18 protein-coding genes and 2 pseudogenes are annotated in these 20,396 nt (G+C 68.9%); 8 read left to right on the top strand and 12 right to left on the bottom strand.

The annotated features are described in order from the left end of the window. The first annotated feature begins 248 nt into the window (after nt 1-248). The 3 genes from EDD90_RS51825 to EDD90_RS58770 all read left to right on the top strand — a co-directional run bounded on the left by EDD90_RS51825 (nt 249) and on the right by EDD90_RS58770 (nt 2,418). Entirely contained in the window at nt 249-866 is a 618-nt protein-coding gene (locus tag EDD90_RS51825) for a hypothetical protein (RefSeq protein WP_123980323.1), read from the top strand. Nucleotides 867-955: 89 nt separating this feature from the next. Then, nucleotides 956-1,087: a hypothetical protein gene (locus EDD90_RS58195; protein ID WP_260328618.1), complete on the top strand. Its 132-nt coding sequence runs from the start codon at nt 956-958 to the stop codon at nt 1,085-1,087. Between the two features lie 1,031 nt (nt 1,088-2,118). Beyond that, nucleotides 2,119-2,418 (top strand): polysaccharide lyase family protein, encoded by a 300-nt coding sequence (locus tag EDD90_RS58770; RefSeq protein WP_311737263.1) that lies wholly within the window; start codon nt 2,119-2,121, stop codon nt 2,416-2,418. A gap of 212 nt (nt 2,419-2,630) precedes the next feature. Here the strand turns inward: EDD90_RS58770 and EDD90_RS58765 are convergent, their stop codons facing one another. The 6 genes from EDD90_RS58765 to EDD90_RS51795 all read right to left on the bottom strand — a co-directional run bounded on the left by EDD90_RS58765 (nt 2,631) and on the right by EDD90_RS51795 (nt 8,825). Further along, nucleotides 2,631-2,810, bottom strand: a complete 180-nt coding sequence (locus EDD90_RS58765) for a hypothetical protein (RefSeq protein WP_123980321.1) — start codon at nt 2,808-2,810, stop codon at nt 2,631-2,633. Nucleotides 2,811-3,015: 205 nt separating this feature from the next. Beyond that, a complete protein-coding gene (locus EDD90_RS56140) occupies nt 3,016-3,180 on the bottom strand; it encodes a hypothetical protein (RefSeq protein WP_185149716.1) in 165 nt (54 codons plus the stop codon). A 433-nt stretch (nt 3,181-3,613) separates the two neighbouring features. Further along, the gene (locus tag EDD90_RS56555; RefSeq protein ID WP_123980319.1) at nt 3,614-3,799 is read right to left on the bottom strand and encodes a helix-turn-helix domain-containing protein; all 186 of its coding nucleotides are present in this window, start codon (nt 3,797-3,799) and stop codon (nt 3,614-3,616) included. Nucleotides 3,800-3,836: 37 nt separating this feature from the next. Further along, the gene (locus EDD90_RS51805) at nt 3,837-4,247 is read right to left on the bottom strand and encodes a histidine phosphatase family protein (RefSeq protein WP_123980317.1); all 411 of its coding nucleotides are present in this window, start codon (nt 4,245-4,247) and stop codon (nt 3,837-3,839) included. Nucleotides 4,248-4,508: 261 nt separating this feature from the next. After that, on the bottom strand, nt 4,509-7,418 hold the full coding sequence (locus EDD90_RS51800) for a SpoIIE family protein phosphatase (RefSeq protein ID WP_123980315.1): 2,910 nt from the start codon (nt 7,416-7,418) through the stop codon (nt 4,509-4,511). A gap of 735 nt (nt 7,419-8,153) precedes the next feature. Further along, the gene (locus tag EDD90_RS51795) at nt 8,154-8,825 is read right to left on the bottom strand and encodes a TetR/AcrR family transcriptional regulator (protein ID WP_123980313.1); all 672 of its coding nucleotides are present in this window, start codon (nt 8,823-8,825) and stop codon (nt 8,154-8,156) included. Nucleotides 8,826-8,931: 106 nt separating this feature from the next. On the opposite strand from EDD90_RS51795, the gene EDD90_RS51790 reads away from it, so the two are divergent. Beyond that, entirely contained in the window at nt 8,932-9,765 is an 834-nt protein-coding gene (locus EDD90_RS51790) for an SDR family NAD(P)-dependent oxidoreductase (protein ID WP_123980311.1), read from the top strand. Then, nucleotides 9,665-10,186, top strand: a pseudogene (locus tag EDD90_RS59310) (SDR family NAD(P)-dependent oxidoreductase); the annotation flags it as partial. The gene EDD90_RS51790 and the pseudogene EDD90_RS59310, both read left to right, overlap by 101 nt. A gap of 543 nt (nt 10,187-10,729) precedes the next feature. Here EDD90_RS59310 and EDD90_RS51780 read toward each other — a convergent pair. The 4 genes and pseudogenes from EDD90_RS51780 to EDD90_RS56130 form a co-directional block, all read right to left on the bottom strand. Beyond that, entirely contained in the window at nt 10,730-13,000 is a 2,271-nt protein-coding gene (locus EDD90_RS51780; protein ID WP_123980309.1) for a M4 family metallopeptidase, read from the bottom strand. Between the two features lie 384 nt (nt 13,001-13,384). Next, nucleotides 13,385-13,792 carry a class I SAM-dependent methyltransferase gene (locus tag EDD90_RS51775; protein WP_123980307.1) on the bottom strand — a complete coding sequence of 136 codons (408 nt, stop codon included), beginning with the start codon at nt 13,790-13,792 and terminating at the stop codon, nt 13,385-13,387. After that, nucleotides 13,723-13,983: pseudogene (locus EDD90_RS51770) on the bottom strand (transposase); the annotation flags it as partial. The pseudogene EDD90_RS51770 and the gene EDD90_RS51775, both read right to left, overlap by 70 nt. A gap of 748 nt (nt 13,984-14,731) precedes the next feature. Then, nucleotides 14,732-14,947 carry a hypothetical protein gene (locus EDD90_RS56130; RefSeq protein WP_185149536.1) on the bottom strand — a complete coding sequence of 72 codons (216 nt, stop codon included), beginning with the start codon at nt 14,945-14,947 and terminating at the stop codon, nt 14,732-14,734. A 121-nt stretch (nt 14,948-15,068) separates the two neighbouring features. Here EDD90_RS56130 and EDD90_RS51760 point away from each other — a divergent pair, with 121 nt between their 5' ends. From EDD90_RS51760 to EDD90_RS51750, 3 genes are all read left to right on the top strand, one after another. Further along, the gene (locus EDD90_RS51760) at nt 15,069-16,028 is read left to right on the top strand and encodes a hypothetical protein (RefSeq protein ID WP_123980303.1); all 960 of its coding nucleotides are present in this window, start codon (nt 15,069-15,071) and stop codon (nt 16,026-16,028) included. 180 nt (nt 16,029-16,208) lie between these two features. Next, the gene (locus EDD90_RS51755; RefSeq protein ID WP_123980301.1) at nt 16,209-17,816 is read left to right on the top strand and encodes a hypothetical protein; all 1,608 of its coding nucleotides are present in this window, start codon (nt 16,209-16,211) and stop codon (nt 17,814-17,816) included. A 59-nt stretch (nt 17,817-17,875) separates the two neighbouring features. After that, nucleotides 17,876-19,021 (top strand): hypothetical protein, encoded by a 1,146-nt coding sequence (locus EDD90_RS51750; RefSeq protein ID WP_123980299.1) that lies wholly within the window; start codon nt 17,876-17,878, stop codon nt 19,019-19,021. A gap of 613 nt (nt 19,022-19,634) precedes the next feature. Here EDD90_RS51750 and EDD90_RS58180 read toward each other — a convergent pair. Continuing rightward, entirely contained in the window at nt 19,635-19,961 is a 327-nt protein-coding gene (locus tag EDD90_RS58180) for a hypothetical protein (protein WP_260328617.1), read from the bottom strand. A gap of 6 nt (nt 19,962-19,967) precedes the next feature. Then, a complete protein-coding gene (locus EDD90_RS58175; RefSeq protein ID WP_260328616.1) occupies nt 19,968-20,390 on the bottom strand; it encodes a hypothetical protein in 423 nt (140 codons plus the stop codon). Between the last annotated feature and the right edge of the window lie 6 nt (nt 20,391-20,396).

Genomic DNA, 20,396 nt, shown 5'->3' with positions numbered 1-20,396 from the left:
TCATCAGCTCCCTGTCCACCCCACACAGACCTGCACACCTGACCAAGGTCGTGCCAGGCCTCTCCCGTCCGCTCACACCCGTACAGCAGCAACACAGCCGTCTTCCGTGCTATGACTGTGCCAAAGACGTGCGTCACCAACTGCCGCTGCTCCCGTAGCAGCAGGCGGGACAGCATGAATCTTCGACTCCGCGTACGCCATGGGCTCACCGCTCATCGGCTGCGGCACCCGGAAAGAGCGTGAGCGCCATGTCCGAAACCACCGCCCAGACCACCGAGTTGGCCTCTCAGTACAGCGCCCAGGTAGCCGGCGACCTGGAACGCAACCGCAAGGAGCAGGAACGCCTCACTGCTGAGATCGAAGCGCTGCAGGAGCAACTGGCCGCCGTGCGGCACGATCACACCGTCCTGGTGAACCTCCAGGAGGCGCTCGGCGTGTCAGAGGTGTCCGAAGCGCCTGCCGCCGAACCTGCCACCGTAGTGCCCGCTCCCCGCAAGAAGGCGGCGTCATCCGGTGCGGCCAAGCGGACGACGGACGACAAGCCCGCCCCGGCCAAGAAGCGAACCAGCAACAAGACCACCGCTGCGGAGCAGGCCCCGCGGCCGGCCGGGCCCAAGCTGGTGGACCTGGTGCGGGAGCACCTGGCCCGCCAGGACGAGCCCCGCTCGGCCGCCGAAATCACCACCGCGCTCGAGCAGCAGCATCCCGAACGTGCGGTAAAGACAACCGTGGTGCGTACGACACTGGAAGGGCTCGTGGCCAAGAACCAGGCCCAGCGCACCAAGCAAGGCACATCGGTCTTCTACACCGCCCCCGACACAGCCGCACCCACAGCCGACGAGCAGACACCACAGCAGTCCGCCTGACAACGCGAACCGAGGGGCGTTCACGGCACCTGCGCGCGCACAGACAAGAACACGCCAGTACGCCCCAGGCCGGACAGAGCGTAGAGCCGGTGCGAAAACCTTCATGGACGTGCACCCGGCCGCCGGGTGTGCGACGCCAACCCGAACTCCCGGACATCGGCGAAGACGCCAGCGAGGTGCAGCGGATGCTGATCGCCCGGGAGTGGGGACCGGCGGGCTGAGGTCAGCTCACTTCGCTCAGGTGAACCGGATGCGGAGGCCGTAGGAGAAGCCGAGGCGTTGGAGACGCCGAGAGTCCTGCCGCCGTCCGCCACGGTGGGACTGATCGTGCGGCCTTCTTGCGCCTCCTCGTCGAAGGCGAGCCCGATCTCCTCGCCGAGCGCGCCTTGTTGTCCCAGATGCCGTACAGACTCTCACCCTGGCCCGCGAAGCCCACCGTCCGGTGGGCGCCTCGCCCGGGCATCTTGCGTCCGCGAGGTTCTTGGACCCCGGCCCAGACCTTTGACCTGGAGCTACCAGATCAGTTGAGACGTGAGCATGTCGAGGGTCTCGATTGTTCAGGTCCTGGGTGACTGGATGCCGGACGTTGTCTCGGCTGACCTGGCTCGGTACATGGCCCGACGGCGCGGTTGACGACAGCCCTGGGCGGGGAGGAACTGTACCGCCGCCTCACCACCCTGTCAGAGCGATCCCGAAGCTGATGGACCACTTCCTGCGCCACCTGTCCTCCGAGAACGGCTGGGGGAGGCTGCGCTGCGGTCCCGCGGTTGCCGAGCAAGCCCTGTCACAAAGCGATCGGAGCCATCACTGTGGACAGCCGAACAGTGCGCCCCGGTGCGATCAGGTTGCTGTGGATGACCGCCGTGGCCATGGTCGCAGCAGCGGGGTGCGCGTCACCGCAGGTGTGCAACGGACCTAATGAGCCCGCTCCGGACGTGCTGTTGGATGTCACACCCTGGGCGGCTTCACATCAACACGCCACCGTGCGGGCCTGCGTCAACGACAGGTGCCAGGCGATATCAGGAGCGTCTCCCTCCGTACACTCCCTCTTCCTGCCGACACCGGCAGGATCGGACGCCGGACGTACCGTCACGGTGACCGTCACAGCAGACGAGAGCGACAGGCAGGTGCTCCGGGTGAGCAGACGCGTCCGGCCGGTGCGTCAGACGGAGGACGGGCCGTGCGGCAGGGTCACGTGGTGGCAGACCCCCATGACACTGACGGCTGCCGGAGAACTTCAGATGCGCCCACAATGATGCGCTCGGGACGCGGCTTCTGGCGTTCGGCGAACGCCAAGGCCAACGGCCGTCCGCAGATCACCGTGAACGACACCTGGACCTCTGCCGTCCCGGCCGCCGCGACCAAGCCGTCCACCCGGACCCTGACCGTCGGCAGCTACCGGGGCAACAACCACACCTACGAGTACGTCATCCCCGTTGCCCAGTTGCTGACCGGCACCAACACCCTGCACATCGACGCCGCCAGCGGCTCGGCAGGTGGCGGCGGCTACCTCAGCCCCAGTTACGGGTTCGACGCCCTCGACCTGCTCTGAGCTCGGCGGGGCTACTCCTACGACGCCTGCGGTCGGACCACCGCAGGTCCCGGATCCACCCGCACCTACTACGCCAACGACCTCGCCTACCAGCAGACAGCCGGCACCGACCGCCAGACCTGGCAGCCCGACGCCGGACTGCGCTTCCGCTCCTGGACCATCGAGACCAACAGCTCCGGCACCTGGAGCCGGACACCGGCCAGGACCAACCGCTACAGCGACGACTCCGACAACCCGAACCGGATCGTCGAGGACACAGCCGCCACCACGCTGACCCGCAACGTCGCCAACGCAACCGGGTCGCTGACCGCCACCACCGGCAAGACGAACGGCACCGTCCTGCAGCTCACCGACATCCACGGCGACATCGCCGTGAGGTTGCCGCTCGACACGGTCCTCGCGCCGACGGCTCCCGACAACGACGGGAACGGCGCCACCCGCGCCGGCCAGAGCGCCCAACGGTACGGCCGGCTCGGCGGCAAGCAGCGGTCGAGCGAGACCCTCACAGACCGACCCGGTCCTCGACGGCAACTGCAACGCCTACGACGCCCTCGCGGGCGACCCAAGCGATCACCCGGTATCAGGACCACGCGGCAGTCAACGGAGCCTGGAGTCCTGCGCGGCGATCGCGTGCGGGAGACGGAAGTCCATGATCCTGCCGACCTCGCGCCAGGTCGCCTCTGCCGTCTTGCGGGCGTCGGCGGCCACATCACCACGTTCGCGTATGAGCCGTTCGTAGATCGGGGCGTCGCTCCATCCCATCGCACTCACCGTACTGATCCCTTCCCGACGACGGCACCCGCTCGGCCACCAGGCCGCAGATGAAGGCCGAGTCTATGAGGCCCGCTCCGCCGGCATCACCTTGTTCCACCAGGCGGGACGCGCTCCGGAATCGAGCCGGATGGCTGGCGCCCGAGCCGCCTCGGAAGCCCCACTGAGATGGAGCGCCGGAGAAGGGCGCCAGTCCAGGGGAACTGAAGCAGCAGGGCATCACCGGCATCGAGATCGTGCCCGTCGGACCCGGCGAACTCCCCACCCCGCGCTCTCAGCGGATGCCGGCGCGGCGTCCGCGTCCACGACCGCCCGGGGGCCGGTAGCGGAGGATCGTACGGCCGGTGGGCAGTGGCGCGACGTAGGAGGTGTGTGCGGCACGGATTCGGGTCTCGGCGGACGCCGCAGCAGCAGCCGTCGCGCGTCAGTTCGCTGGCCAGTCCGAGACGTTCGGGCCGCCTCGCGTACGGATGGTGGTGTCGGCCTCGGTGGGCAGGCGGTGGACGAAGCCGTAGGAGCGTCCACCGCCTGCCGCAAGGGTCCGGACCGACGCGCTCTTCGGGGTTGGCGACGGGCCGCTCAATCCCTGCCGCAGCAGACTGTGCGTCATCCGGTCGACGAATCACCAGGCGGAATGGTCGGCTTGGTCACGCCAGGTGCCCAACCGAAGCGACGTCCGCGACGGACAGGCCATCCAGCGTGGTGATCGCGCAGGAGGGGACGCCGTGCCGCATCAACTCGACCGGCACCGCATCGTCGCCGATCAAGGCGCGCGGCAGGTCCACGGTTACCCCACCATGCGTCACCAGGGCAACAGGGCGGGGCTCATCGGCCAGGTCGACCAGGCGGGCCCGAATTCGCTCTGCGGTATCACGGGAGGAGCCACCGGCAGCGGGAACGAAGTCCCGGTCCTTCACCGAGGCGGCCCGGTCCGCAAGGAAGTCTTCCATGGGCTGGACTCCGTCCCGGTTCATCCTCTCGCGCAGGCGGGCCTCCTCTCGAACACGCACGCCGGTTCTGGAACCTGCGTACCACGCGGTCTCGCGAGCGCGCCGCAGGGGGCTGCTGCAGGTCTCCCGAGCCGCCTTCTACGCCTGCCGCAGTGGCCGGCCCGGCCCGCGGCGGTCCGCGATGCCGGGCTGACGGAGAAGATCAGCGAGGTTGGGGAGTCTTCCGCCTGCATGACCGGTCCCACGGGGCCTACGGCGCCCCGCGCGTCCACGCCGTCCTGCAACGACATCGCGAGGACTGCGGGCGGCGCCGCATCGCAAGACGTGCGGTTCCCAACATGCCCGTGGGGCCGGGACCCTTCGCCCCGGTCACCCCAGGAGCTGTTCGGTCCAGATGACCTTGCCGTCGGTGGTGTAGCGGGTTCCCCAGCGCTCGGTGAACTGGGCGACGAGGAAGAGCCCGCGTCCGTCCTCGTCCTCGCTCCGTGCGCGGCGCAGCCGGGGCGAGGTGCTGCTGCCGTCGGAGACCTCGCAGATCAGCGCGCGGTCGCGGATCAGCCGCAGCCCGATCGGACCGATCGCGTGCCGGATCGCGTTGGTGACCAGCTCGCTGGCGACCAGTGCAGCGGTGAAAGCCAGGTCGTCCAGTCCCCACGTGGACAGCTGCCGGGTGACCGCCGCTCGGGAGCGGGAGACGATCGCCGGGTCGCTGGGCCACTGCCACTCGGCGACCCGCTCCGGTCCCATGGCGTGCACACGGGCGACCAGCAGGGCCACGTCGTCACTCGGACGTGCCGGGAGCAGTGCGTCCAGGACCGCTTCACAGGTGTCTTCCGGTGCCCGGTCGGCGCTGGACAGAACGGCGCGGAGCTTGTTCATACCGCTGTCGATGTCGCGGCCCCGGTCCTCGACCAGACCGTCCGTGTACAGCACCAGCTGGCTGCCCTCGGCCAGCTCCAGCTCAACGGTCTCGAAGGGCACACCGCCCAGCCCGAGCGGCGGCCCCGACGGCAGGTCGACGAAGTCCACTGTGCCGTCGGGCCCGACCACCGCGGGCTGGGGGTGTCCGGCGCGGGCGAGGGAGCACCGCCGGGACACCGGGTCGTACACGGCGTACAGACAGGTCGCGCCGACGATTCCGGAGTCCTGATGACTGGGCTCCACCGCCCACCCCTCGCCCCGGTCGAGGCCCCCGACCAGGTCGTCCAACTGAGTGAGGAGCTCGTCGGGCTGCATATCCAGGGCGGAGAAGTTGTGCACGGCGGTACGCAGCCGGCCCATGGTGGCGGCGGCGTACAGGCCGTGACCGACCACGTCGCCGACCACGAGCGCCACCCGGGCGCCTGACAGCGGGATGACGTCGAACCAGTCGCCGCCCACTCCGGCCTGCGCGGGCAGATAGCGGCAGGCGACCTCGACGGCGGTCGGCTCGGGGCGCCCCCGGGGCAACAGGCTGCGCTGCAGCGCGAGGGCTGTGTTGTGCTCACGCGTGTAACGGCGGGCATTGTCGATGCAGATCGCGGCGCGGGCGGCCAGTTCCTGAGCCAGACACAGGTCGTCGTCCTCGAAGGGAGCGGGCTTCTCGGAGCGGTAGAAGCTCGCCACGCCGAGAACGGTACCGCGAGCTCGCAGGGGCACCGTGATCAGTGAGTGGATGCCCTCCGTGAGTGCCCGCCCGAAGCGTGCCGGATCCTGGGCGATCCAACCCTCGGCGTCGGCCAGGACGGGTTCGAGCACGGACTGCCCGGTCTCCAGGCAGTGGACCTGTGGGGTGGACGGAACGTACTGGACGGGGTCCCCGACCCCGTACACGGGCAGTTCCTCGCGCACGAAGCCCATCGCGACCCGGCGCAGCGATGTCTCCCCTCCGAGCGGCCCGGGCTCCTCACCCAGCAACACGGGGTCGGACAGGTCGACAACCATCAGATCGGCGAACCGGGGGACGGCCACTTCCGCCAGTTCCTCCGCGGTGCGGGTGACGTCGAGAGTGGTCCCTATGCACACGCTGGCGTCGTGCAGCAGCTCCAGGCGCTTGCGGGCCAGCACGGCGAGCCTGCCGACGCCGGGCTCGCCCACGAGCACCACCCAGCCGTCGGCCGAGCCGGGACCGCTGCCGTTCGCGTGTGTTCCTTCCTGAGTCCGAGGTTGCGGGCCGACCGCAGTGGACACGGGCGAGGCCGCTGCCATGAGCAGGGGTGGCGGTCCGACCGCACGTGGGGAGACCGGGGCGTTCCGCCCCGGTACCAGGGAGCGAGGCGTCGGCGTGTTGGTCAGGAGCGTATGGGTCACCGCCCTCAGCCGGCCCGACTCGGTCGGCTCGGTCGGCTCGGTGAGTCCGACATGGCGCAGGCTCGGACCGCCGAGAACGCGGACCTCGACGACCGCACCCGTCTCACCTGCCGCTCCCGTGACCGGGCGACGCAGCAGCGTGGCGACGCGCCCGCCGGACAGAGCCACTTCGTCGAGGGTGCGCTGCGATGAGGCAAGGAGCTCCTCGGCCTTCTCCCGCAGCATCGACAGGTCGACCGGGCCGAGGCCGCCCTCCTCGGGGCCGGGACCTGGGAGCAGCTGGAGAGCACGCTGCGACGGATCACCGGCACCGCCGCTGTCGCGGCAGGCCCGCCGGTAGGCGGCGAGCAGTGCCCGTTCCCGTTCCGAGGCCTGTTCCAACAGCCGTGTCTCGATGTCGCGGGCAGCCTCCTGCACCAGTCGCAGCATGGCGGGGTCGCCGTCGGCACGCAGGCATGTGATGTCGAGGACCGCCTCGATGCGCCCGCTGAGGGGGTCGCGGACGGGCGCGCCCGCGCAGGAGAACGGCTGCAGACAGTCGGCGAAGTGCTCACGGCCGGCGAGATAGATGGGGTCCCGCCCGGCCAGTGCCGTGCCGACGCCGTTGGTGCCCACAACCCGTTCCGAGGCATCGAAACCAGGGGCGAAGTTGACCTCGTCGAGGCCCTTGAACAGTCGGCGGCCACCGCCGTACCGCTGGACCATGCGGGCCTGCGCGTCACAGAGGGCGACCGCCATGCTCACGTCGGCCAGCGACGCGGTCAGGTCCTTGAGAACCGGCTCGATCGCGCGCATGAGACGGTCGTCCAACGCCAGGCCGGAGGCATACGGCAGCAGCACCCGGTGCGGCTGGACCCCTTCGGACCTGCACCGCTTCCAGGACTCGAGGATCGGACTGCGTACGTCTTCGACCCGTGCTCCGGCCAGAAAACGTTCATGGGCATCGACGAGTCCGCCGATGTCGTCCCAGGCGACCGACACCCTGCTCACTTCCCTCGCCTGCAGGCGCCCCTCGCCGACCACCTTCAGGCCGTTTCAGGTATGCACTCCAGCCGTAGGCCCATTATCGCGCGACTCGAAATGAAAGGCGCGGAGGTACGGCGGCCCTCGCGAACCGACGGTGTCTCTGCGCCGACCAGGGTCCGGATGCCGCTCAAGAGGGGTTCTCGAGACTCGCCGGCGCACGGACGAGCTCGGGAGGCCACGCCACCACCAGCGACGTGATCACGAGTTGGCCCGGTCCAGGAACCGCCGGGCGTCGCCGAGCCACGTGTGGGCAGCCGGTGCGCTTGCGGCCTCGGCGCCGGCAAGTGGACTCAATCGGTCACGCGACACCCCAGGCAGAACAGAGCTGGAGGCGTTGGATGTCGCGGTTGGGGCATCCGGGCGCCTGGGAGCGGATGAAAGTACCCCTCCCCCAGGACGGTGAGCCGCGCTCCGGCGGATCTGCGTGAGTGCCCGCTTCTGAACCGCCCGTCTGGATCTTTTGGTGGGTCTACCTGGGTTGGTGGCTGGGGTCGACGGGCCTGTACAGGACCGGCGTTGTCCGGGGTGTGGTGACTGGCTGAGGCCGGGTGGGTCGCCCCGGGCGGTGTTCTGTTCGGGGGTGTGTCGGTCCAGGCAGTGGCGTCGACTGCGGCTGAGCAGAAGCGGCATACGGCGTACATATCTGGGTGGCCGTGGTGGGCGACGCCTCTCACGCTCAGGTGCGGCCGCCGGGTGCTCTCAGGCTCGCGGACCGGTCAGGCCGTTGACGAGCGCGGTCAGCAGCACGGTCATGCGGGGCTCGAAGTCCACTCGTGCGTGGGCCAGTTGAGGCACTCGCTCATACAGGAGCTGCAGGCTCTCCCCGGGGTTCGCGTACTGCCAGAAGGCGGGAGCCAGCGCGGCGGCGGCGGCCACGACATCACGTCCGTCCGCCCGTGAGAGGGCGGGCAGTGCCCGGTGGAAGGCGTCGGCGAGCTCGTCGACGGCCCCGACCGCGGCGTTCTTGTACTCGTGCAGGCAGTCGATCGGAACCTCGCGTTCCAGGGAGACGGCCGCATGGGCGAGAAGGTCACAGAAGAGCGAGTGCTCCGCGAGGGAGGCGGCGATCGAGCGGGCGAGGCCGTCTGCGTCCAGCGGCCCGGCCCCGGCGAGCTGCTCGGTCAGGTCCCGCGACCACGCCTGCCACGACGCGGTCGCCAGACGCAGCAGGATCTCCTCGCGCGAGGAGAAATACCCGCGAACGGCTGAGGAGTGCACGCCGGCCCGCTGGGCGATCCCCTTCAGCGTCACCGTCCGGGTTCCGCCCGCCTGCGCGAGTTCGGCGGCCGCCTGCAGCAGGTCCCGGGCGCGACGCTCCCGATGCTCGGGCGAGCGGGCTCGCTGGAAGGCGGGCGGTTCTGTCGTGTCCATGGAGTCGATCTTAACGCACTCGGGTTGCCTTGTTAGCGCAATTCAATTGAGTTAACCTAAGGCAACTAGATTGCACTAAGTGTCAACCGTGGACGAGGAGACATCCATGAGCGAGCAGGTCTGGTTCATCACGGGTAGTTCGCGCGGCCTGGGCCGCTCGGTGGCGGAGGAGGCGCTCGCCGCCGGTCACCGGGTCGTCGCCACCGCCCGCCGCACCGAGGCGCTGGACGACCTGGCAGCCAGGTACGGCGACCGGGTGATGGCGGTCGAGCTGGACGTCACCGACCCGGCGCAGACCCAGGCCGCGGTCGACACCGCGGTGCGGGCGTTCGGGCGTATCGACATCGTGGTCAACAACGCGGGCTACGCCGACATCGCCCCGATCGAGGAGGTCACCCTCGATGCCTTCCGTGCGCAGGTCGACGCCTGCTTCTACGGCACGGTCCATGTGACCAAGGCGGTGCTGCCTGTCTTCCGCAAGCAGAACAGCGGCTACTTCATCCAGGTCACCTCGATCGGCGGCCGGCTGACCGCTGCGGGCCTGGGCGCCTACCAGGCCGCCAAGCACGCGGTCGAAGGGTTCTCCGGCGTCCTGCACAAGGAAGTCTCGCCCCTCGGCATCCGCGTCACGCTCGCGGAGCCGGGCGGCATGCGCACCGACTGGGCCGGTTCCTCGATGGAGATCCCCTCCTTCGACCCCGCCTACGAGCCGACGGTCGGCGCTCAGGCCAAGCACCTGCGCGGCTGGACCGGCACCGAGCCGATCGACCCGGCGAAGGTCGCCCGTGTCTTCCTGGACCTCGCCGACAACCCCGAGCCCCCGCAGCACCTGGTGCTCGGTGGCCACGCCGTCGACTACATCGCCGAGGTCATGGAGCAGCAGGCGGCCGAGGACGCCAAGTGGGCGGAGATCGGACGTTCCGTCGACTTCACCGGCTGAGGGCCGTACCGCGCCCCGGTTTCACCATTCCCGGGCGCCGGAGACCCGGCCCCGGCCACGTTGGGAGACAGACATCGTGAACACTGCGCTGGAAGGCAAGGTCGCCCTCGTCACGGGCGCAGGCAGCGGCATCGGAGCGGCGACGGCCCTCCTGCTCGCCGAGCGGGGGGCGGACGTGGCCCTCGTCGGACGCGGCCAGGACAAGCTCGATGAGATGGTCGCCCGGATCCGTGCGGCCACCGGCCGTGAAGCGCTCGCGGTGGCCGGCGACGTCGCCGTGCCGGACGACCTCGAACAGGCCGTCTCCCGCACCGTCGACCGGTTCGGCGCCCTGCACTACGGCGTCAACAACGCCGGAATGTCCGGCTACTTCGAGCCGCTAGGGCACGGACGTGGCGTACGACTCGTCGACCGCCCATCGGTAGAACCTGCCCGGCACGTTCATGTACTGGCTCCAGGTGACCGCTGCGAGTCACTGCTTGAGATCTCCGCTGCAGCGAACCACCGCATACGTGCTGAGCAGGGCCTTTCAACCGGTCTCGGGTGTCGAAGATCTCCACCCCATGCAGTTGGGCGGACACGAGCCAGTCCCGCAGGATCCGCGCGTACGTACCCCAGGACGAGGGCGCCGGGCAGTTCTCCGTCGGCCGGGGGCGAAACCACTTGTTCGCGACCGCGGTCGCTCGCAGCCCGTTCTCATTCTCGAAGAGCAGGTCGTCATCGACGAGGATGGCCAACCCCTCGGGGATCACGGTGCGCTCGAAGGGTTGCTCGATCCGCCTTACGAGACACGCCGGCCAAGCGTGAACAACCCGCACAGGTGATCGTGGCGCGGATGTGGTTCTCGTCGATCGGCAGGGGCGGCACCGTGTCGCAGGCCGCTGACACCGGCGCGCCGCGGCCGTTGTTCCGGGACTCGGTGCGTGTCCCGCAACAACAGCCGTGGCAGGTGGGGCGGAGGGGATCAGGGGATGAGCCGCCACTGGTCGATGTAGCCGACGTCGATCGCCGCGTGGTCCTGGACTCGGAGCTTCCAGGTGCCGGTCAGGGGTTGGGCGGACGCGTCGACGGTGAAGGTCTGGTCGACGTTGTCGGCGGAGCCGCCGCTTCGGTTCAGCAGCGAGTAGACGGTTCCGTCGGGGCCGACCAGGTCGACGGTCAGGTCACCCCGGTAGGTGTGGATGATTTTCACGTAGACCTGGGTGGTGGCCGAGGCGTTCCCGGTGCGGCCGGTGACGATGACCGGGGACTCCACCGCGGTGCTGTTGTCCGGTATGTCGACGCGGGTGGCGTTGCCATAGACGTAGGCCACCTCCCACGCGAAGTTCACGGTGCTGCTCGCGCCCGTGTCGTCGGTGACCGTGACGGTGACGTCGCTGGTCCCGAGCGTGGTCGGAGTGCCGGAGATCAGGCCCGTGTCACTGATCGTCAGCCCGTCCGGCAGTCCGGTCGCCGTGTACGTCAGCCCCGCGCCGGAGTTCGTGGTGTAGGCGTCCGTCTGGAGCGTGACCGTCTGCCCGATGCCGCTGATCTGGTCCGCGATCGGTGCCACGTTGACGCCCAGTGCGACCCGGTGGCCCACGTTGATCGCGGCCCATGCGTCGGCGACGGCGAGGTAGGAGGGGCTGTAGGCGCCGAAGAGGTCGGCCGCGGCCTGGAGCGTGGCCGTGCGGGCGCCCGCGTAGTCGGTGCTGGACGTCATGTACGTGGTGAGCGCCCGGTACCAGACACGCTGGGCGTTGTCGATGCCGATGCCCGTCACCGGCAGGCCGTCGTAGGTGGGGCTGTCGTAGGCGACCCCGTTGACGGTCTTGGCTCCACTGCCCTCGGAGAGCAGGTAGAAGAAGTGGTTGGCCGGGCCCGAGGAGTAGTGGACGTCGAGGCCGCCGAGGGAGGAGCTCCAGTAGTCGCTGGAGGCGCCGTCGCGGGAGGGCTTGTCCATGTAGCGCAACGGGGTGCCGTTGCCGTTGATGTCGATCTTCTCGCCGACCAGGTAGTCCGGGACGTCGGCGGGGAGGTTCTCGTAGAACTCGACTGCTGCGGCGAAGATGTCGGAGGTGGCCTCGTTCAGGCCGCCCGACTCGCCGGAGTAGGTGAGACCCGCGGTCGCAGCGGTGACGCCGTGGCTCATCTCGTGGGCGGCGACGTCGAGTGCGGTGAGCGGGTGGGTGTTGCCGGACCCGTCGCCGTACGTCATGCAGAAGCAGCTGTCCGACCAGAAGGCGTTGACGTAGTTGTTGCCGTAGTGGGCGCGGCTGTAGGCGGCGACGCCGTCGTTGCGGATGCCGTTGCGGCCGAAGACGTTCTTGTAGAAGTCCCAGGTGGCCGCGGCGCCGAAGGCGACGTCCACGCCCGCGGTCTGTCGGTTGGCCGATGTGCCGTCGCCCCAGACATCGTTGTCGTCGGTGAAGAGGGTGCCGGTGCCGGACGTGCCCTGGTTGAGGTCGTACGTTCGGTGCCCGGCTCGGTCGCCGTCGACGAGTTGGTAGGTCGAGCCGGAGAGCGTGGTACTGAGGGGCACGGTTCCGTTGAACTGGCCGGTACCGGTGCCGGTTTCGATGCCCTGGTAGTGGAAGAGCTGTTTGCCCGAGGCCGCGTCGGTGATCACGTGCAGTTCGTCGGGCGTGCCGTCGTCCTGGAAGCCTCCGACCACCGATTCCCAGGCCAGGGCGGGTTTGCCCGAGGCGGCCCAGACGACGAGCCGCGGGGCGCCCTCGACCACGGGGTGCTCGGCGCCGGACTTCGCGGCGACGCCGAGCGCCCGGGCCTTCGCTGTGGCCGCGGGGACCTTCGCCCTGGTGGAGGAGAGCGCGAGGGCCGTCTTCGTGGCCCGCGACACCGTGAGCCGGTCGCCGTTGGCATGGACGATGAGGTCGCCGCCGAGGACGGGCAGGCCGTCGTAGGTGCGCTCGTAACGGGTGTGCGTCGTGCCGTCGGCGTCGAGTGCGACGTCCTTGACGACGAGCTTCTCGCCGGCACCGAGACGCAGCGTCCTCGCGGTGTCGGGTGCGTCCGCCGCGGCGTGCTTCAGCAGCGCGCTGTGCCGCGCCGGCGAGAGCGGGGCGGGGGCCGCACCGGCCCTCGGGGTGGCCAGGATGCGGGCGGGCTGGCGGACTTCGGGGCCGGCCACAGCGGTGCCGTTCTGGATACCGATGGTGAGCAGGGTGGTCGCGGCGGTCAGCGCCAGGGTCATGGTGTGTCTGGTGCGGCGATGGTGACGGTCCTGCCGGAACATGACGTTCTCCTTCTGTGGGGTGGCGGGCTCGGCGGAGCCCTGGAGAGCGGGTCGGCTGGGTCGAGCCGTCCGGCGGCGCGCGGGTGCCAAGGGCACGGTCCGACGCGGTGACGTCTGCTGGGCCGTGCGGTGCGGTAGGAGGGAAATACGAGATCGGAGATGCAGGGGTTTTGTGAGTCTCCTGTGAATGGAGGGTGAACTTCGGAGAGCAGAGTGACACCCACCGGACAGCGTTGTCATGACCGCATCAGCACAACGGCTTGAACTGGCTGTTGCGAGCCGGGGTTTCGACCACCCTGCCCACGGTTTTCGGCCGGGTCAGCCCCTGGCGACGGTCAGGCGGAGCGCGGTCCGACGGGTGGCCGCGCGATCGGGCCGCGGGTGTCAACCGGTCCGGACGGAGTCCTCGGTGCCGGTGCGGAACGACGCCCTGAGTGAGACGAAGCCCTTGTCGGGAAGGCGGATCCAGGCCGTGTGATCGGCGTAGTCGCCACGCATCGCGCCGACGTTGTCGGTGACGACCACTGCGCCCGGGCGCAGTGCGGGCGTGAGCGGTTCGAGCACGTCCAGGACCACCTCGGGCCAACCGTCGTTGAGGAAGAAGTCAATCGGCCCGGGAAGATCGCGCAATGTCTGCCGGGCGTCCTCTTGGCGGATGTCTGCGTACTCCTCCGACCCGGCCTCCTGCGTGCGGGCCCGCTCGGCCTTGTGCTCGACGAGCTCGGCTGCTCGTGGCTGAGCAGGAGGCCGATGAGCAGGGCGGCGCCGCCGTGGTTGATGTCCACCGCCCACAGTGCGTCCTCAGAGACCGCGAGCACGTCTGCGATGAGTTCCAGCAGGGCCGGTTCGTCGTTGAGGACGCGGCGTGCGAGAACGCGTTCGCCTCGCTCGTCGACCACCACGCAGTGGTGGTGTTCCTTGCCGATGTCCACTCCGGCCCAGAGCTGGGGCACGGTCACCTCCGCCGGCTCGTCGTCGCACATCGATCCCGCAGACGACCTCGCCGACGTTGTCCTGCACAGCGATCGGGTCGCATATCCGAATGGGTACGGTTCGTTTCGAGGGACGAACGGCGACGCCACCGGCCCACCCGCGCTCGACCCGTCGGTATCGACCGCGCCCCCCGGCTTCTCCGGGACCGTCTCCCCCAGCACTTCGGCGACCGTCTCCCGCCCGATCGGCAGCCGTTCCAGCCCCTCACGGGCCTCATCAGTCGCCTGGACACCTCCGCGAGCTTGGCTTCCAGCACCTCCACCCGTGTCCGGGCAGCCGCCTCGCGGGCCTCCAACTCCTCGAACAGCGAGCCCAGCCGCCGCTCCTCTTGCGCTACCACGGTGGAGATGAGCAGGCCAGAGCGGGAGTGGCTGTCCAAGAGGGCGACAGCTACGGACGGATGACGATGGTGCTGAGCGTGCCGCGACCCCAGACCGTGGTACTCCCGACCGGCACATCGCACGTGGGCGAGGCGAGGCTCGCCCGGCATGACGCCGCCCTCGATGTGTTCGGCTGGCGCTCCAGGTGGGGCATGCGCGGCTGGCGGCTGGGACCGTGGCGGGTCGGCGCCGACCACTGGCCCACCCTGCGCGGTTTCGAACGACGCTGGAAACTGGGGTGCTGCCAGCCGCCCCACCCGAACCGTCCCCATGTCCGGATCCAGGCTCTTGCCGAACAGGCCCTCGCCATCCTCAAGTCTCTGCAGGACTGCCCAGCGACTCTCTTTCCTGCCGCCTACTACTGCGCCTCGTACCGGCGCTTTTCCACCACCAGCGGCAGTCCCTCGACATCCGGAACCCGCAACTGCGCGGGCACCTCCGTCTCCGGCTCGACGGTGACTTCCAGCACGAGCCTGTCGTCCCGGAGTTTCACGCCGATACCGGTCACGGACGGCAAGGACAGGATGCCCTGTTCATGGCGGCGCTGAATGGACAGCGCCTGTTCGAGGGTCATCTTCACTCCTCCATTGTGCGTGCTCGGCGCTGAGACCACCTGCGCAGGCAACTCGCCGAGCGAAGCCGCAGCGTACGTGGGAGCGTGATATGTGGTGCCCATGACGACCGAAGGGGCCATGATGCCAACGATCGAAGAACTCGTCGCCATCAAGCAGCAGGTCGAGCAGCACTACATCGACCAGCCGGGCGTCACCGGAATCGACGTCGGCTACAAGGAAGTCGGCGGCGAGCTCACGAACCAGATCGCCGTGCGCGTTCATGTGGCGCGGAAAACCGATGACATACCGGCCGACCAGAGAGTTCCCGAGGAGATCCACGGCGCCGTCACCGACGTGCTGGAACGCGTCTACGAGCTCCACGTCACCTCCCTGCCCGTGGCTTCACTGGCGGACGCCAAGCACTACTCGCCCCTTCTGGGAGGCGTGAGCATGGGCCCGAGCAGGGCCATCGGCGGCAGCATCTTCGCCGGCACGCTCGGTGCCGTCGTCGTCGACAACGAGAGCCAGGCCCGTGCGGCACTGACCAACTTCCATGTCGCCGCCGTCGACGCGACCGGCCAGGCGGGCGACCGCATGGTGCAGCCCAGCCGTATCGAGCACGGGAAGGTTCCTCAGGACGAGTTCGGAGCCACCCTCCGACTGGTCCTCTCCGACCACGTCGACGGTGCGGTGATCTCCATCGACGAGCACCGGCAGACGTCGTGTGACATCGTCGAGATCGGCGGCGTACGCGGAACGAAGACCGCCGCACTCGGGATGGCCGTACGCAAGCGCGGGCGGACGACGGAGCTGACCCGCGGCTCGGTCGACGGCATCTCGGCCACCGTCCAGGTGGACTACGGCGAGGGCCTCGGCGTGCACACCTTGCGCGACCAGGTGAGCATCACGGCCGCCACCTCCCCTGACGCCGTCTTCTCCGACCACGGTGACTCGGGTTCCGCCATCGTCGACGAGCAGGGTTTCGTGGTGGCGCTGCTCTTCGCCGGCTCGGGGGCGAACACGGTCGGCAATCCGATTGCCTCCGTGCTTCAGGAGCTGAACGTCTCCATGTGCACGGGCGGGCCGGACAGCCACCACTAGCCACGTGTGCGGTCCTCCACTGCTGAGGATGCGCCACGTCCTCGGGCGAGGCAGACTGGTCATGGAGTGCGAGGCACTCAAGCCCCCTGACACACCGCTCCCACCTCACCGGACAGTTGTGGGTGACGAAAGGTCGAGTCGGTGGACGGCATACGAGAGCATCGCCGGGCAACTGCCTGGTTGCAGCAGGCTCGAACCGCAGAGACCCGCGGCTCCCCTCCTGGAATCACGCCCCCCGCCAGCCGCGCGGTCCTGGCCGCCCTGGGCGACCCGGACTCCCACGACCGGGAAGCACCGAGTCTGTACCGCTTCGTGGTGGGTGTCGACCAGCTGGCCCGTCCGCTGGACGCCCAGGAGCTGGCGGAGCTGGGGGATCCGATGGCCGAGTTGTTCTTCCGCAGGGGCATCTTCCCGTTGACGGTGCAGGATCTCCTCGCTGGGCTGCCCGAGCCGGCGACGAAAGCGAACCAGTCCGTGTATCTGATCGGCGAGGCCGGGCAGATTCCGCTCGGCTCCGCCCCCGAGCTGCCGCGCGCCATGCGGTTCGCCGTCGCTCGCGCCGCCACCGGCCGGGACGTGGACCTGCTGGTGAGCACGGGGGCGAACGAGGATCCGGCCACGACGTTTCTCCAGGTTGCCGCCTGGGATCCGGCCGCGAAGGTCTTCAACTACTACATGCGGATCAGCCCCGTGTGGGTGTGGGCGGGCAACTCGTGGTCCGCCCTCGCCCCCGGCTCCCGCGGCCACGGCTGCTTCGACAGTCACATAAACGGCAGCGTCGTGATGAAGGAGCTGAAAGCGCCCTGGAACAACTGGCAGTCGCAGGCGGCGACGATTCGCCTGGCCCCGGACGACCCCTTCCGTTCCGACCCGCTGTATCAGCAGGTCATCGGCGCCGAGAACCTTGAGCTGACCGTCCGTGCGCTGATCAGCCGCTGGACCGCCGCCCGCCTGGCGGCCGTCACACAGGACGGCACCGTGGAACATCCCGAGCAGCTGATGCGCCATCTGTTCACCTCGACCGCTGTGAACCTGGCCAGTACGGCGACCCAGAGTTCGACGATCACCCCCTCCAGCGGTGACCTGCTGCTGCCCCCGGGCTTCTGGCTGAACAGCGACGCGCTCCTGAGCGATCTCGAACTGCCTGTCACGGCCGCGCTTCCTCCCATGGTCCCGGCCGCCCACTACGTAGAGAGCCTTGGAACCTTCGACTTCGCCCTGGAGGAGAAGAGCAGCGGTTTCTCCCAGCCGGGGGACACCTTCTTCGCTTTCGTCGTACCGGAGCCGGCCTGCGAGGACAACGAGATGGTCCGACAGATGGTGAAACAGGGCCTGATCACGGGCAAGTTCGCCGCTTGCGCGTTCATGGTCGATTTCACCAACCCGGTCTTCAGCTCCGTCCGGGAGCAGTTGATGGCCCATGTCCCCACCACACCGACCGCCGTAACCGAGTTGCAGGACCACATCGCGCGGGCGATCGTGGACGCTGCCGCCAATCTGCCGCCCGGCAGCCCTGAAGGCCGTTTCGCCGCCGACTGGGTCCTCGCCGACGACACCTGGCCCAAGGCCTTCGCTCAGCGGATCGACGACTACCTCGGCCACGTCGGCCGGCGAATCCAGGAATCCGCCGGCTTCGACGACTACGTCCGGCTGGCAGAGTCCCGCCGCCGCGACTTCAAGGCGATGCGGCTCAACGAGTTCGAGCTGACGCTGCCGACCACCAACATTCCCGCGGACGCCCCGCGGCTCGGGATGATCGACGACGGCACGGTCGCGCCCACCCCCTGACAGCCGCCGCTGTCTGCGGCTCGCCCGTCCCCGGCCATCTTTCAGCGAAGGAGTGCCCCATGAGCCTGCTCGCCTCGTACAGCCCGCCCGGACACCTCGACGATCTCGACGAGACCGGCCTGAAGGCCTGGAACATGTTCATCAGCGACCGTGTCGACAACTCGATCACGGGCCCCGATCCCCACGAGGTGCTCAACGACAGCCCTCGCAGCCAGTTCTACAACCTGACCAAGACCGACACCGCGGCCGACGCCCGGGAGGCTACCGTCACCTGGACGGCCTTCCCCCGTCTGATCGTGATCCAGTCTCTGTCAGACGCCCAGCGGTGGCGACGGGCCGACGCCAGCCGGGACGTCCAGGACGAGTACTGCGAGTGGAGCGTCACCCGCAATGCCGCCGGGAAGATCACCAAGGTCATGTTCACCTGCGAGGGACCCGAGTACTGGCATCTGCTCGGCCAGTCGGACCCCGCCAAGGTCCTCGAGCTCTACCGGACGCACATCGACCCGAACGTCCAGCACAGCGACCTCTTCGGAGCCACCGGTACCTACAACCCCCGTAACCGGTGGAACGACTCCACGACGGACGGCGCCATGCATCTGATCCAGCCCAACAACACCCTGGGCGCCGAGATCGAACTCGCGGCTGCGGCCACCGTCGTGCGGGTCATCGACGGCCACGAGCTGACCACCGAGCAGGAACTCATCCACTGCAGCAAGTACGGCGAGCCCGAACGTAACAGCGACCCGCACATCGGTGGAGCCGTGAACGACCTCGCCCGGCAGAAGGCGGACGTCTCCCTCGCCGACCCGGTCGGTCTCTACTTCGACAAACTGGCCACGGACGGCTGGGCCGCCCCGGACGGCTCCGATCCCAAGGACTACTGGATCAGGCAACGCGGCGACGCGACCCACCCCGTGCGGTTCATCTACGAGGTACCCCAGGACAAGGGCTTCACCGTCGGTGACATCGAGATCAACGGGAAGCCCATCCAGTTCGGCGCGCAGATCGCCGACTTCATCACCATCAAACTGACCGGCGTGGCCTGCCGCTTCGGACAGAGCACCACGCAGCCCAAGAACGCCTGCGTGCAGGTGGCACCCGCGCCCGTCGAGCCGGCCGCGGTCGCGCAAAACCTCAGCGCGGCATCCGTACCCGGCTACCGCGCCGCACCACTCGCTACTTCCTGGACCCGCCGCCGCTGAGCCGCGAAAGCCCTGCAAACGCTGCTGCAGAACGGGGCTTCGCCGGCACGCGAGCGTCATCATCGCAAAGCACGCGCAGGCGCGTTGACTCGCCCTGTGACATTCGTACACCCCCACTGGGTCGAACGGCAGGACTGTCTCGGACGGCGTTCATCGGCAACCATCTCCTCGTCCTGGTGGCGTCGTTGTCCCAGCGGCAACACGCGACAACCGCCCGCAGCACCGGTGCGGGCCGGCGTGCCTCACATTGCGCGTGTCGACCGCGAGCAAGGCGTCCCGGAGCCAGAGCGCGGGATCGCAGCCGGGGTGGCCCATGATGTGGATTCCCTTGCTGTGACGGGCGGTCCCACTGCTTCAGGTGTGCTTGCCACCTGACTTCGACGGAGTACGAGGCGCCGGGAAACTCCCATCCGTCGGTGCCTTCGCCGATGTCCTCCACGATGACGTCGTCGATGAAGTGGTCCTCGAGTTCGTCGTCGGTGAGCTCACCGACGAGCCAGAGTTCCTCGATCCCGTCCCAGTGCCCCCGCCTGCCGTCGATACGCAGGGGCGCGGCATCCCGGGTTCCGCGCGTACGTACGTCGTCCCCTGTTTTGACGGTGCCGCTGATCTTTTACTGGCCCCGCTTGATGTGGTCGGGGAGCGGGTCAGCGGGGACGATGGCCGTGTTCTCGTAGGCGGTGTGGATGAGGTCGCGGTAGCTGCGTCGGATGTTGTACTCGGAGTCGGACAGCCATCTGGTGAGGGTCTTGCTCGTCACGTGGAGGCCGGCGTCCTCCAAGGCCTGCTGCCCGCGGTGGGTCGCGGTGAGCCGGCTGAGCTGGGCGTGCCAGTGCTTGGCGGTGTACGACGACAGCCGTTGGCGTGGGGTGACCTGGGAGCGCAGAAGGTCGTTGAAGGCGGCGCCCAGGGAGCGGCCGCGCCCCGTGGGGGCGGCCATCTGTCGTCACCCTTGGGGATGATCTCGCCGGGCTGGACGAACTTGGCCTTCACTTCGCCGAAGCCGGTCCCGATCCGGTACGTGGCGGGTGGGGTGCTGCCAGGCGTCCAGAAAGACGGCCTCGTCGACGTTGCGCAGTGCGACGCGCAGGTAGCCCGCCAGGACGGCCTGGAAGGCCACGATCCAGTGACGGACTTCTGCCTCGGCGAGCGTGCTCATGCGCCACTCCGGCCGCCAGAACGGGGACTTCTGTTCGGCACGCTTGGGCCACAGCAGACGCAGCGCGATGGACAGCCGCGTCTTGTAGGTCTTGTAGGGGTCTCCGCCGGTCTGGACAAGTTCGGTTCGTGCCTTGCGGGTGGCCTCGTAGAACGGCTTGAACAGCGACTCGTTGGCCTTCCCTGTACGGGAGTCGTGGATGCCCGGCATGGCGGC

The sequence above is a fragment of the Streptomyces sp. Ag109_O5-1 genome (assembly GCF_003814875.1).
GTDB lineage: Bacteria > Actinomycetota > Actinomycetes > Streptomycetales > Streptomycetaceae > Streptomyces > Streptomyces sasae.
This window is presented reverse-complemented; position numbering and strand designations above follow the sequence as displayed.